Origin of the sequence: Yoonia sp. BS5-3, assembly GCF_038069655.2 — a bacterium.
Classification (GTDB): domain Bacteria; phylum Pseudomonadota; class Alphaproteobacteria; order Rhodobacterales; family Rhodobacteraceae; genus Yoonia; species Yoonia phaeophyticola.
In genome coordinates this window covers 2,562,646-2,576,363 of the sequence record NZ_CP150951.2, presented here as the reverse complement: position 1 = coordinate 2,576,363, position 13,718 = coordinate 2,562,646, and the positions used below count along the sequence as shown (strand labels likewise).

Here is a 13,718-nt window from a genome sequence, read left to right as displayed (position 1 = left end):
GTGAATGACCTAATGGCTGGCGGCGCAATTGAAAAGCCCAAGGGCATCACGCAGATCCGTCAACCTCATCCGGGAAATGCGTCATCACCAGCTTGATCGGGTTCGGGGCCGCCTGCCCCAACCCGCAGATCGATGCATCAGCCATCGCCGTGCAAAGGTCTGTCAGCAAGGGCTGATCCCAGGCATCGGCCTGCATCAGCTTAACCGCTTTTTCGCAGCCGACCCGGCACGGGGTACATTGGCCGCAGCTTTCATCCTCAAAAAAGCGCAGCATGTTGAGCGCCGCATCCCGGGCGCGATCCTGATCGGACAGAACAACAACAGCTGCCGATCCTATAAATGTACCAAGCGGCTGCAATGTATCAAAATCGAGCGGGACATCGTTGATACTGGCCGGCAAAAGCCCCGAGGACGGACCGCCTGGTTGATAGGCCTTAAAAACATGGCCCTCTGCCATGCCGCCCGCCGCATCGATAATATCCGTGATCGTGGAACCAGCGGGCAACAGATAAACCCCCGGATGCGCAACGCGGCCCGAGACCGAGTAAGAACGCAGACCCGTCCGTCCATTCTTTTCAGTACTACTAAGTACCTCCGGGCCCTCGCGGCTGATGCGGGCGACCCATAGCAATGTCTCAACATTATGCACCAATGTCGGGCGGCCAAAAACGCCCACCTGGGCCACAAATGGCGGACGATGGCGCGGAATTCCGCGCTTGCCTTCAATACTCTCGATCATCGCGGATTCTTCGCCGCAAATATACGCGCCCGCCCCGCGGCGCAGATCGATATAGCCCGGGGCGACGATCCCCGCATCTTCCAACGCTTTGATTTCGCGCCTCAAAATCTGCAAAACAGCCGGGTATTCATCGCGCATATAGATAAAACACGTTTCGGCCTCGACGGCCCATGCGGCGATCAACATACCCTCAAGAAACAGATGCGGCTGACGTTCCAGGTAAAAGCGATCTTTGAACGTGCCAGGTTCACCCTCATCGCCATTTACGGCCAGGTAACGCGGGCCGGGATTACCGCGGACAAAACCCCATTTCTTACCAGACGGGAAACCAGCCCCGCCCAACCCGCGCAGACCCGAAGCGAGAATCGTGTCCTGCACGGCCTCCCAATCACCATTGGCGCGCAAGTCAGCCAGCACGGCATATCCACCTGCCTTTTGGTACGCTGAAAAGGTTTCATAATCGGGCAAATGTGGATGCGTGTCCCCGGCTGCGATGGCGGCGTCGACCTTCTCGGGGGTGGCATGATCAATATGATTGTGACCGATCTCAAGCACCGGGGCGGTATCACAGCGGCCCATACAGGGTGCGCGCAAAACCCGCACCTTTGCGGGGTCAAGCCCATCCTCAAGCGCGGTCTTCAGCTGTGCTGCACCAGCCAATTCGCAAGACAGTGAATCGCACACACGGATGGTCAACGCAGGGGGCGGCGCATCTTCTTCTTTGACGATATCGAAATGGGCATAAAAGCTAGCCACCTCGTAAACCTCTGCCTGACTTAGGCGCATTTCTTCGGCCAAGGCGCGCAGATGCGCGGCGGACAGACAGCCATAGGCATCCTGGATCAAATGCAGAAATTCGATCAGCAGATCCCGGCGACGCGGACGATCACCCAGCAACGCTTGAACGTCAGCCCAGGCGGTATCGTCCAATTGGCGGCCCTTAGGCGTACGGCGGCCCTTGCCCTTGCCAGATTTCCAAACACCATCACGGTTGTCCAAAGCCACAGCATCTTCCTTCGTCAGATTGCAGCCAAGATATCGCGCGCAATCAGACCTAACCACGCAAAAGCGACATCTGACACCGCCAATGCGTTTGTCTTTGCGATAAACCCTTACCATTCGGGAAACCGATGCTAACTATACGAAACATGACAGGAACGCTCCGCCTTTTTTCAATTGCAACGCTGACCCCCGCCCTGCTGATCGGGATCGGCGCATTTGCGGGCGGAATCTGGATCGGACTCGCAGCGCTTTATATGACAGTGTTTGTCAGTGCGCTTGATCGGATCATCGCGCGGATCAGCCCGCATGATGAATTTCCCTCAGGCCGCCCGCTAAATGTGATCCTTGCGCTGGTCCATCTGGCACTGATGCCCATCGCGGTGATCGCCATTGCCGGGGACACCCTATCGCTGATCGAAAAGATCGGGCTGTTTTTCGCAACCGGGCTTTTCATGGGGCAAGTCAGCAACGCCAACGCCCATGAGCTGATCCACCGCAGCGCAAGATCGCTGCACAGGCTGGGCATGTGGGTCTATATTTCCATGCTGTTCGGGCATCATACCTCAGCCCATGTGCTGGTACACCATATCCATGTGGCAACGCCGCATGATCCAAACACGTCGCGACGCGGCGAAAGCTTTTACCGCTACGCACCGCGGGCCTGGTGGGGATCATTCTGGCAGGGCTATCTGGCCGAGGCAACAAGACTGGCCAAGATCAACCGCGCTGCATGGCGCAACCCCTATCTGATCTATGTTGGCGGCGCAGTGGTGTTCATCGCGCTTGCGGCATGGGTCGCCGGGCTCAAGGGCGCTTTGATCTATGTGCTTTTGGCAGGACATGCACAAATGCAGCTTCTGATGTCTGACTATGTGCAGCATTACGGACTGACCCGAAAATTCAACAACGGCAAACCCGAACCAGTTGCGGGGCGTCATAGTTGGAACAGCCCGCACTGGTTGTCATCGGCGATGATGTTGAACGCCACGCGGCATTCAGACCATCATGCCCATCCCGGCAGGCCCTACCCGGCCCTGACCATTCCAAAGGATGCCCCCATGCTGCCAAAGCCGCTGCCGGTGATGGCCAGCATCGCGTTGCTCCCGCCCCTCTGGCGACGGATTATGGACCCTTTGGCTGAGCGGTGGAAGGATGCGTAGCGCCCTGATCGCCATAACCCTTACGACACCGCTTGCAGCGCAAGACGCGTTAAGCGCCGCCGATTTCGAAGCCTATGCACAAGGCAAGACGCTTGGGTATCGCAGACAGTCCAACACCTTTTACGGCACCGAACGGTATATGCAAAACCGGCGCGTACTCTGGACGACCATCGACGGGCGTTGCACCACAGGGGTCTGGTACGAAAGCAAAGGACAAATTTGCTTTCGCTACGACGACGATGCCACCCCCACCTGTTGGCAATTTCACACCGAGAGTGAGAACCTCATCGGGTATTTCGACAATAATCTCACCAGCACCTACAATATCGACATCATCGATGAAAAAGAGCTTTTCCCATGCGATCAGTTAACATCATAGGCGCAGCCTGCGTCATCGCCTTTAGCCTGCTGGGCGGGCCAGCTTTGGCACAGGACAAAATGACTGCGGAAGAGTTTGACGCCTACGTCACCGGGCGCACCGTGACCTACCGAACCGCGCAAAACCCGTCATTTGGGGTCGAACGCTATTTGCAAGGGCGCCGCGTGATGTGGTCCACGGCCGAAGGTATTTGCCAATATGGCGTCTGGTTCGAAAGCAAAGGCGATATCTGCTTTCGGTATGAAAACGATCCTGAGCATAAATGCTGGTCGATCTTCAATGAACCAGACGGCATACGCGCAGTTTACACAACACGGCCCCCTTTTACGGTGATCTACGAAATCCTCGACCGGGAAGATCCGCTGATCTGCCACGATCTGTCGTCATGACACCGCCTCTGGCCGTGCTGCGACAGCATCAACTGTCCAAGCCGGTACATATTGCTGAAACAGCCATAGCGCATGTTTGGCGGGTCAACCGGTCAAATGGCGATCTTGCCGCGCTCAAAATCTATAAAAACGGTGACACGAAAGGCGAAGAGACCGGCTTTCGACTGACCAGCGCCCTGAACGGGCACGGCGCCGCGCGGGTGCATTTCTACGCAGACGCCGTCGCCATCCTGGAATGGCTTGACGGGCCATCCTTGGACACGCTTAGCCATAACGGCAATGACCTGCAGGCCGCCGCCACATTGATCAAGGTTGCCGACCAGATCCATGCCAACGCGCCCCCGATTACGCTGCCTTCGCTGGCAGAAAACTTCGCGGCGCTCATACAGCTGAAACTTGATCCATCCTGGCCAGCCCAAACACAGCGCAATATCAGCTTCGGGCGAAAGACCGCACGGGCGCTGCTTGACAATAGCCAAGACATGCGCGCCCTACACGGGGACCTGCATCATCAGAACATCAAAGATAGCGCGCGCGGATATCTGGCCTATGACGCCAAGGGGCTGATCGGTGATCGCGCGTATGAACTTGCCGCCGCCTTCCAAAATCCGCTTGGTGCGGATGCGTTGGTGACAGATCCCGCGCGGGCCAGGCAATTGGCACAGATCTGGGCGCAGCATTGGGGTACATCACCCAATCGGATCCTGTCTTGGGCCGCCGCCCACTCCGCGCTGTCGATGACCTGGGCGGGCAATTTCGAACAGCCGTTGCATATGCGCATTCTCGATATGCTATGTGCGGTGGCGGGCCTGACAGACTGATCAGGCCTCGCTCTGCCCGACCGGCAGACGGCCATCGGCGAACTCAATCTCAAGACGGGCCACTTTTGTCGCCGCAGCTTTGGTTGTCACGACACCGCCATCACCGCGCACAACGGCATAACCCCGTTTCAGCGTTTCGACATAGCCAAGCGTTTCGCGCAAACGCTCTAAAGCCGCCAGCCGGGCACGGCGTTCAGCTTGCTGGCGGGATGCGCGGTCAGAGAGGCGTCGCAATATTGCATCAAGACGTTCCGCCTGACGATCAACACGGGCTTGTAGAAGCTCACGGCGCAAGCCCCGGCCAGCATTCTCAAGCGTCGTCGCAGCGTCGCGTGTTCTGCGCTGCAAAGCAGGACCCAAACGGTCCGACAAAGTCTGCAAGCGCCGGCGGTCTTCTGCAATGCGGCGGGATAACACTGCAGGGCGCAGCGCGGCCTCTGACAGCTTAAGACGCTTGGCAGCCGCCGCCGCACGCAGGGCGCTTGGCAGGCGTTCGGCCAGGTAGTCCAGCCGCTGACGCGGAACGTCAACAAGTGTCTCTGCCTGGGGCAAAGCCCGGGCCAAATCGCGCAAACGCTGTTGGCGCTGCTGCACACCGACGCTCAGCGAGCGGCTTAAACGGGCACCTTGCTGATCCACCCACGCCATGAGCTCCATCCGCACTGGCACGGCCAACTCGGCAGCGGCAGTTGGTGTTGGGGCCCGGCGATCAGAAACGTAGTCAATCAGGGTCGTATCGGTTTCGTGCCCCACAGCAGAAATCAGCGGGATATCCGATGCGGCGGCCGCACGGGCGACAATCTCTTCGTTAAAACCCCACAGGTCTTCCAGCGATCCGCCACCACGGGCGACGATCAACAAATCGGGGCGAGGCAACGCGCCCCCCGGGGTCAAACGGTTAAATCCTGCAATCGCAGCGGCAACCTCGGGGGCGCATTTCTGGCCCTGCACCGCAACAGGCCACACCAGTACCTTTCGCGGAAAGCGGTCGCGCAAGCGATGCAAAATATCGCGGATCACCGCGCCCGAAGGCGAGGTAACAACCCCGATGATATGGGGCAGATAGGGCAGTTCTTTCTTCCGCTCTGGCGCGAACAAACCCTCGGCAGCCAAGGCCGCCTTGCGTTTTTCCAGCATGGCCATCAGGGCGCCCGCGCCTGCCGGCGCGATGTCCTCGATGACCATTTGATATTTGGATTGACCGGGGAAGGTGGTCAGTTTGCCCGTCGCAACAACCTCCATGCCCTCTTCGGGACGATGGGCAAGGCCCTGCGCGCGGCCTTTCCAGATCACGCCAGCAAGAACAGCACGATCATCCTTGATATCCATATAAATATGACCCGAGGCCGGACGGGACACCCGGCCCACCTCGCCGCGGACACGAATATGCGAAAACCCGCCCTCGATCGCCTTCTTTACGGCGCCCGAAATTTCGGAAACCGAAAACTCCGGCGTGTTATCCGCAGGCGGGTCGTCAAACAGATCGTCCACTTATTCGGCCTCGATCTTGGGGTTATGCAGTGGCAAAGATGAAAATTTCCAACGCAGAAACAGGCCACCTGCAATTACCAAAGCGCCAAAAATGGCAAAAATGGCCGACCCCAGCAAAAAGGACAAAGCACAGGCCGCCAAACCAACAATCCACATCATGGCAGTCGAAAAAGTGACCGCAGATTCGTCAGGATCAGGCCAATATTGCACCTGAGGTCGACCAAATTCGCGCGTGTAATATTCCAACGTGCGCTCATAGGCGGGGTCTTCTTCAACCGGGGCTGCAGCAGGGGTGTAATGAATGGTGCGGCCAATGATACGCGGGCAGAAATCTTCGTAATAGGCACGCTTGTCTTTGACATGTTGGCGCCAGACAATGTCAACAATAGGCGACGGGGCCAGCGTATCCCCAGTACTTCCGACCAGATACATAAAGCGGCGATATTCCTCGACCAATGTATAGCAGACATCCGTCGAATGGCCGGTCACCTCTTCGAGCGTTTCAACCAATGAGCGGGTCAACGGCCGCTCGTGAAAACTATACCCTTCCAGACGATGCCACAGGCGCCGATCCGTCTTTGTTCTTTTCATGCGCGATCTCTGTTCATCCCAAGCCCCCAATCGGCAGTCTAGTTGGGTCTGACCTAAACGCCAAGCCTGACATGACCGCCAACTTGCGTAAAACCGTGGTGTTGTTCCCACGCGGGCAATCGTCTATCCGAAGCCGCAAGAACATCAGTTGCGATGAAGGGGCACAGCGCCATGAACATTCTGATCTTAGGCAGCGGCGGACGCGAACATAGTCTGGCTTGGGCGATCAAGCAGAACCCAAAATGCGATCGGCTGATCGTTGCACCGGGGAATGCGGGCATCGCCGAGATTGCCGAATGCGCTGAGATCAACATCCTTGATGGCGGCAGCGTGGCCACCTTTGCCGAAGAGAACGCAATTGATTTCGTTGTGATTGGCCCCGAAGCGCCGCTGGCCGCGGGTGTGGCCGACCGGCTGCGCAACGCCGGCCTGCTGGTCTTTGGGCCCAGCGAGGCCGCCGCGCAGCTTGAGGCTTCCAAATCCTTTACCAAGGCGATCTGCGATGCCGCAAACGCGCCCACAGCGGCCTATGCGCATTTCACGAACGCAGATGCCGCGCGCAGCTATATCCGGGACCAAGGCGCACCGATTGTGGTCAAGGCCGATGGGCTGGCCGCGGGCAAGGGCGTGATCGTCGCAATGACCGAAGCCGAAGCGCTCGCCGCCATTGATGATATGTTCGATGGCAGCTTTGGCGCCGCCGGGGCCGAGGTGGTGATTGAGGAATTCATGGATGGGGAAGAAGCCTCATTCTTTGTGCTTTGTGATGGCAAGACGATCCTGCCAGTCGGTACCGCACAAGACCATAAACGGGCCTTTGACGGGGATACCGGACCAAATACGGGTGGTATGGGCGCATATTCCCCCGCCCCTGTGATGAGCGATGAAATCACGCAAAAGGCACTTGATGAAATCATCCAGCCCACAATGGATGAAATGCGCAAACGGGGAACACCATTCCAAGGGGTGCTGTTTTGCGGGCTGATGATCCAAAACGGGCAACCGCGGCTGGTCGAATACAATGTGCGGTTCGGCGATCCTGAATGCCAATGCCTGATGATGCGGCTGGGCGGGCAAATTCTTGATCTGCTACAGGCCTGCGCCGAGCAAAGACTGGACGAGGCGCAAGTAAACTGGGCCGAAGATCACGCGCTCACTGTGGTGATGGCGGCGAACGGTTATCCTGCAAACTATGTAAAGGGAACGCCAATCAGCGGGCTGGACAGCCAACCTGATGACAGCTTTCACAAAGTCTTTCACGCCGGGACCGCCCTAAAAGACGGGCAAATCGTGGCCAATGGCGGCAGGGTACTGAACATCACCGCACGCGGAGGCACGTTAGCCGAGGCCCATGAAAAAGCCTACGCCATGGCACAAGGGATCGAATGGGAGGAAGGGTTCTACCGCTCCGACATCGGCTGGCGGGCGCTTTAGGATGGCGATAGTGGCGATTGAAAGCCGTAACATAGGCTTACTCAAAAAGCTGTATGCTCTATTGATTGCCCTATTTTCCATGGCAATCGCCGGATCATCTGCACAGGCTCAAACCGAGGACAAGACCAGAACGGCTGCAATCACTATCGGAGGTCTAAACATTTTGATCCGAGCAAGCGATCAACATTCGATGACAACGCTGGCCTCACAGCTGAACCTTTTACAAAACCTTGACCGCGGCGGCGAGGTAGTCGCGTCGCCTGAAGTTGCTACACTACTGATATTCGCGGGAAATGACCTATTCATTCAAGACCGGCTAACAGACCAGTACTTGGATTTTGACGGCGTGGGTTTTGTGCAAAGGTTAAGCCAGGTTCGACAGGGTCAATCACCTTGTAGCCAAGAATTGCTACTAACAACGGTCCCCGGGAATATGCTTCTTCATACGATCGACACCTCACAGCTGGATGACTTAGCCACCAACGAATGCATTGCCAAGGCGATGATCAGCCCTTGGTCGAATGTGCAAGGCGAACGAATGGAATATACATTCGCAAATTACGTTCTGACATTGATTGATCGCGTCACAACGACACCATAACAACCAAGCTGGCATGTTTCTATCTGCGCGCGATAAGTTCGTTATGATTGACTTAGGGTGTCGAAAAAGGCCGACCCTTTATCAGGTACGGCCTTTTCAATCCGTAAATTACTTATTTAGGCGGCGCGGCCGACCAAGACAGATTCAATCTCTGACGCTGCAGCTGTTTCGTCATTCCCAGCCACGGCAGCGAATTCACGGGTCAAACGCTCCAACGCGGCCTCGTAAAGCTGCCGCTCCGAATAGCTCTGCTCGCGCTGATCATCATGGCGATGCAAGTCGCGAACGACCTCGGCGATCGCAATCAAATCACCTGAGTTGATCTTTTGCTCATATTCCTGGGCACGGCGGGACCACATGGCCTTTTTGACCTTCGCCTTGCCGCGCAGGGTTTTCATCGCGTGAGACACGATATCCGGTGTGGCCAGGGCACGCATGCCCACCTCGGTGGCCTTGTGGGTAGGCACACGCAGGGTCATCTTGTCTTTTTCAAACGCAATCACAAACAGCTCCAGCTCAAAGCCGGCCACTTCCTGCGTTTCAACCGAAACAATTTTGCCAACCCCATGGGCGGGGTACACCACAAACTGCTCAGGGCTAAATTCGTTTTTCTTCTTACTCATGATCGTCCTTTCATCGAGACCACATGCAACAAACGACAAAAAAACCGCCGGTGAATTTCACATCACCGTCGGACATGTCGAGTTTTCGTTTTGGTCAACTCTTTCGCGCCATCAAAGCGAGTATATCACAAAACTGTCACATTCGAAAGCGGTGTATAAATCCCCGTAAGTATCTCAAAAAAGGCGACTTTTCGCACAATCAAGCGCGAATCAACCGCCCTCTCCCGGGGCTTCAGACAACAGCTCAAGCTTGCCTTCCTTACCGTCCATTTCCTCAGCGGTCGGCAGAGGGTCTTTCTTCGAAATGATCACCGGCCACATTTCAGAATACTTGCGGTTGAACTCAACCCATTTTTCCATATCCGGCTCAGTATCCGGACGGATTGCATCGGCCGGGCATTCAGGTTCACAGACACCGCAATCGATACATTCATCAGGATGGATCACCAAAGTGTTCTCGCCCTCATAGAAGCAGTCTACGGGGCATACCTCAACGCAGTCGGTGTATTTGCAGGCGATACAGTTCTCAGTCACAACATATGTCATGGGGCCATCCGATTATTTCCAGAGGTCTAGCTATGCCACTCCCCCCCTAGGTTCAAGCATCATCGCACCAGTAACGCTGCGATACGTCAGCGCATCAGCGCAATCGCCCGACAATCAGAACTTTTTTCCAGCAATTGACGCTGAATTAGACTTCCATAGCTTCAGATTGACGATATCGCGCCATGTTGCTGCGCGGCAATGACAAAGGGCGGCCATGCGGCCGCCCCGTTAACTCGCTGTCCGGCATTGATTAGCTGTCGTTGACGTCCAGCTCGATCCAGGCAGAGGCCATAGTCGGTTCCTGAAGGTCGCCCTCATATACGACAGCGGCGATATCAACGGCACCGCTGGGATCCAAGCTGACTTTCACGTCAGTGTTTGCTCCGGCATGCAGGTCAGCAGTACCCAGCAATTCGCCAAACTCACCAGTCGAGTAATCGTAAATCGCCAAGATACCATCTTGCGGTGTTGTCACCAGCTCGATCGTGATCAGGCCATCATCATCGACAGTGTTTTGGAGGCCGAAGGTTGCTTCTGCCGCTGCAACGGTACCCAGACCCAAAGCTGCGATAATAGCGGTTGTTTTCATAAGAGTATTCATAACTCAGTCCTTTCTATCTTTTGCAAAAAGCGCTTGTTGCTTCCTGCTTCTGGATAGCCAACAGACATTGCCCGGAACGGTTCCGCAAAAATCAGATTTTTTGAGAGCCGACCAAAATGATCAAAGTACTCGCAAACATTAAGCACCTGAAAAATATTGACAAAACGGCATCCGGCGATAATGAAAATCGTTAGTCCAACCCCATGTCCCGACGATCTTTCTTGGTCGGACGACCGCCCTTTTCGTATTTGGGATTGGCGCCGCGTGCTTCAGTCGGGCGTATTTTGGGGGCTGGGGTCAGGTCTTCGTAAAGCGCTTGGGCTTCAGGGGCAGGCCCGCGTCTGTCACCGCAGGCAATGATCCGCACGACCTTCGTTTCACGAGCTTGTATGAACGTCAGCACATTGCCCGGACCCACAGCGCGGGATGGTTTGCTAACAGGCTGGCTATCGACCCTGACCTTCCCCGCGCTTACCACCCCGGCGGCAAGGCTGCGCGACTTGAAAAAGCGCGCATGCCACAGCCATTTGTCCAGACGAATTGTCGGACGCGGATCGGTCAATCCTTCTTGAACCCAGCCAATGCCGCAGCAAAGGGATTGTCGGGGTCAATCGCCTTTTCTTTCTTTGGCTTGGCCTGATAGCTTTGAGGCTTATTCTGGCCGCCTGGCTTGCCCTTGCCTTTGGGCTTACCTTTGCCGCGAGGCTTATTCTGAGCCTGCGGGCGTTGGTTTTGGCGCGCACCGCGACCACCCCAGGTAAAGGTGTAGAACACCTCTATCTCGGGGCCAGTGTCGGGGGCCTGCAGCGCGGCCTCATCAGGGGCGGCATCTGTTACGGGTGGCAGTTCAACGGGCGTTTCTGCTGGAAGCTCGGCGGGTGTTTCGACCGGCGCAGCTTCTGCTGCAGCCTCGGCACTGACAGCTTCGGTTGCAACGGCGCGGACCTTCTCACGCTCGCCCTTTTCGGCCTTATAGCCAAGACCGGTCATCAGATAGGCGAACTGATCCAGGGTCATCCCAGTGATCGACAACATATCAGGGTTGGCTTCAAATCCGCCACGGCTGTCCTTGTCGCGCAGCATATCAGCCAGGCGTTCCAGCATGTCGATGCGAATGGCGCGCTCGCCCGCGGCGCGATAGCCGGCCATCGCATAATAGCCAGGGACAGCATCCTTGGCGGTTGGGACGGTGACCAAACCGGGGGGCGGGCTTTCGGGAAACTCTTGCAGACCTTTGGACAACGACCACAAGACCAAACGCAGGCGGGTTGGGGCAGGTTTTAACAGCAAGGGCTGGAAAATCGTGAACTGGCCAAAACGCACGCCATGCTTGCGCAATGAACCACGGGCATCCTGGTCAAGGGCCTTCACCTCATCGGCAACCTCGCCGCGGGGGATCACGCCAAAGCCTTCGGCCATCCGGTAAGCAAAGCCCTTGGCAGCACCTTCCAATGTGTCGTCATTCTTCAGGGCCAGCAGCCCCTCAAAACCCGCCGCGATCTTGCGATCAATGAAATGCTGCAAACGGCGCTGCACCTTGGCGGCCACATCGGGGCCAGCTTCGTCATCGACAAAAGCCTCAACACCGGGTTTGTAAGGGTCATCACCCGCAACCAGCTTGCCGACCGCCTGGTCGCCCCACATCAGGCCGCCCTGTTCCGTGAAATCAATCTCGGGATCGGGGGCATTGTAGAAACGGTCGGCCAGCAAATGAAAATGAGGGACTAATGCAGCAACAGATGCCTGGCGCAAGGTCTTGGCCTCATCCGGGCTGCCCGCCTTATCCATCCGGAAACGAAACCCCTCTAACCGTCCGACGAATTCGCCCTCTACGGTCACTTCACCCTTATCGTTCACGTCAGCCACAAGGCTCTCCTTCTGTTTGAGCCGGCGAAGCAAAATGCTGGTCCGCCGGTCCACAAATCTTTGCGTCAATGCGCCGTGCAGCGCATCAGATAGACGGTCTTCTACAGCGCGGGTCTCGTCTCGCCAATGAGAATCGTCAACCAACCACCCTTTGCGTTGCGCCACATATGTCCAGGTCCGGATATAAGCGAGCCGTTTTGACAGGGTATCGATGTCGCCATCCGTGCGGTCAATGCGTTTCACCTGCAACGCAAACCAATTGGCATCAACATGCCCAAGCTGGTGCAGGTCGGTAAAAATCTGCCGTAGAAGACTGGCATGTTCCCCCGCCGAGATACCGCGAAAATCGGGGATCCGGCATACATCCCAAAGCAATCGAACCGAAGGCCCATCGCTGGCGCGTGCCGCAATCTCTGCATCGTCGCTCAACGCCTTCAAGGCGCGCAGATCGTCGCTTTCGCGCACCCGCGTCAGCCATTGATTATCGGTGCGGTCTTCAAGCGTCGCAATCAGCCGCTTGACCGAACCGAACTGCAAATCGCTATTGCGCCATTGCAACTTTTTGACAGGGGCAAACCGATGGGCGCAGATCGCCTCGGCGACCGCTTCGTCCAAGGGTGGCGCCTCGCCCGTCACACCAAAAGTGCCGTTCTGCACGTGGCGGCCAGCGCGACCTGCAATCTGGGATAGCTCATCGGGTTGCAAATGGCGCATGCGGCGCCCGTCAAATTTGGTCAGCGATGAAAACGCCACATGGCTGATATCCAGATTCAGCCCCATCCCGATAGCATCGGTGGCGACCAGATAATCGACATCACCATTTTGATACATCTCGACCTGTGCGTTACGGGTACGCGGCGAAAGCGCGCCCATAACAACCGCTGCACCACCCTTTGTACGGCGAAGCAATTCGGCAATCGCATATACATTTTCAACAGAAAACCCCACAATTGCGGACCTGGAAGGCATGCGGCTTATCTTTTTCGAACCTGAGTAGGATAATTCAGACATCCGCTCACGGCGCATGAACTGGGCTTCGGGAACCATGGCAGCAATCGCACTGCGCATGGTTTCAGCGCCCAGGAAAAGGGTCTCATGGGTACCGCGCGCATTTAGCAAGCGGTCCGTGAAAACATGCCCGCGCTCAGGATCGGCACAAAGTTGAATCTCATCAATGGCCAAAAAATCGCATCCCATACCCTGGGGCATGGCCTCAACCGTGCAGACCCAATAGGCGGCGCGAGGGGGCACGATCCGCTCTTCGCCGGTGACCAGGGCGACAACGGACGGGCCGCGCACAGCGACAATACGGTCATAAACCTCGCGGGCGAGCAGGCGCAGAGGCAAACCGATCACACCGGTCCGATAAGACAGCATGCGCTCAATCGCGTAATGGGTCTTGCCGGTATTGGTCGGGCCCAGAACAGCCGCAATCCGCGAGGGTATCATAAACGTCCCCGATCAGGGGGCAAAGG

General features: G+C 56.8%; 14 protein-coding genes. 6 read left to right on the top strand and 8 right to left on the bottom strand.

Annotated features, from left to right (window positions below; all coding sequences use genetic code 11):
* Positions 1-46: 46 nt before the first annotated feature.
* Positions 47-1,744 carry an NAD(P)H-dependent oxidoreductase subunit E gene (locus tag AABB29_RS13005; RefSeq protein ID WP_341366505.1) on the bottom strand — a complete coding sequence of 566 codons (1,698 nt, stop codon included), beginning with the start codon at positions 1,742-1,744 and terminating at the stop codon, positions 47-49.
* Positions 1,745-1,869: 125 nt separating this feature from the next.
* Between AABB29_RS13005 and AABB29_RS13000 the strand changes: the two genes are divergently transcribed.
* The 4 genes from AABB29_RS13000 to AABB29_RS12985 are packed head-to-tail and all read left to right on the top strand — an operon-like array spanning position 1,870 to position 4,490.
* Complete coding sequence (locus AABB29_RS13000) at positions 1,870-2,901, top strand: alkane 1-monooxygenase (RefSeq protein WP_341366506.1); 1,032 nt, start codon at positions 1,870-1,872, stop codon at positions 2,899-2,901.
* On the top strand, positions 2,894-3,280 hold the full coding sequence (locus AABB29_RS12995; protein WP_341366507.1) for a hypothetical protein: 387 nt from the start codon (positions 2,894-2,896) through the stop codon (positions 3,278-3,280). Before AABB29_RS13000 ends, AABB29_RS12995 begins: the two co-directional genes overlap by 8 nt.
* Positions 3,259-3,669, top strand: coding sequence for a hypothetical protein (locus AABB29_RS12990; RefSeq protein ID WP_341366508.1), 411 nt, complete (start codon positions 3,259-3,261; stop codon positions 3,667-3,669). The genes AABB29_RS12995 and AABB29_RS12990 overlap by 22 nt, the downstream gene beginning before the upstream one ends.
* On the top strand, positions 3,666-4,490 hold the full coding sequence (locus AABB29_RS12985; protein ID WP_341366509.1) for an aminoglycoside phosphotransferase family protein: 825 nt from the start codon (positions 3,666-3,668) through the stop codon (positions 4,488-4,490). Before AABB29_RS12990 ends, AABB29_RS12985 begins: the two co-directional genes overlap by 4 nt.
* Here the strand turns inward: AABB29_RS12985 and xseA are convergent, their stop codons facing one another.
* Both xseA and AABB29_RS12975 read right to left on the bottom strand, forming a co-directional pair.
* Positions 4,491-5,981 carry an exodeoxyribonuclease VII large subunit gene (xseA, locus tag AABB29_RS12980; protein ID WP_341366510.1) on the bottom strand — a complete coding sequence of 497 codons (1,491 nt, stop codon included), beginning with the start codon at positions 5,979-5,981 and terminating at the stop codon, positions 4,491-4,493.
* A complete protein-coding gene (locus tag AABB29_RS12975; protein WP_341366511.1) occupies positions 5,982-6,572 on the bottom strand; it encodes a hypothetical protein in 591 nt (196 codons plus the stop codon). It lies immediately after the preceding gene.
* Positions 6,573-6,743: 171 nt separating this feature from the next.
* On the opposite strand from AABB29_RS12975, the gene purD reads away from it, so the two are divergent.
* Together purD and AABB29_RS12965 are read left to right on the top strand one after the other, a co-directional pair.
* Positions 6,744-8,006, top strand: a complete 1,263-nt coding sequence (purD, locus tag AABB29_RS12970; protein WP_341366512.1) for a phosphoribosylamine--glycine ligase — start codon at positions 6,744-6,746, stop codon at positions 8,004-8,006.
* A gap of 10 nt (positions 8,007-8,016) precedes the next feature.
* Complete coding sequence (locus AABB29_RS12965; protein ID WP_341366513.1) at positions 8,017-8,607, top strand: hypothetical protein; 591 nt, start codon at positions 8,017-8,019, stop codon at positions 8,605-8,607.
* A 116-nt stretch (positions 8,608-8,723) separates the two neighbouring features.
* Here AABB29_RS12965 and AABB29_RS12960 read toward each other — a convergent pair whose 3' ends face one another.
* From AABB29_RS12960 to AABB29_RS12940, 5 genes are all read right to left on the bottom strand, one after another.
* On the bottom strand, positions 8,724-9,230 hold the full coding sequence (locus AABB29_RS12960; RefSeq protein WP_341366514.1) for a CarD family transcriptional regulator: 507 nt from the start codon (positions 9,228-9,230) through the stop codon (positions 8,724-8,726).
* A gap of 210 nt (positions 9,231-9,440) precedes the next feature.
* A complete protein-coding gene (gene fdxA / locus AABB29_RS12955; protein ID WP_341366515.1) occupies positions 9,441-9,776 on the bottom strand; it encodes a ferredoxin FdxA in 336 nt (111 codons plus the stop codon).
* A 250-nt stretch (positions 9,777-10,026) separates the two neighbouring features.
* Positions 10,027-10,377 carry a hypothetical protein gene (locus tag AABB29_RS12950; RefSeq protein WP_341366516.1) on the bottom strand — a complete coding sequence of 117 codons (351 nt, stop codon included), beginning with the start codon at positions 10,375-10,377 and terminating at the stop codon, positions 10,027-10,029.
* Positions 10,378-10,567: 190 nt separating this feature from the next.
* Positions 10,568-10,939: an RNA-binding S4 domain-containing protein gene (locus AABB29_RS12945; protein WP_341366517.1), complete on the bottom strand. Its 372-nt coding sequence runs from the start codon at positions 10,937-10,939 to the stop codon at positions 10,568-10,570.
* A complete protein-coding gene (locus AABB29_RS12940; protein ID WP_341366518.1) occupies positions 10,936-13,692 on the bottom strand; it encodes a helicase-related protein in 2,757 nt (918 codons plus the stop codon). The genes AABB29_RS12945 and AABB29_RS12940 overlap by 4 nt, the downstream gene beginning before the upstream one ends.
* Positions 13,693-13,718 lie beyond the last annotated feature (26 nt).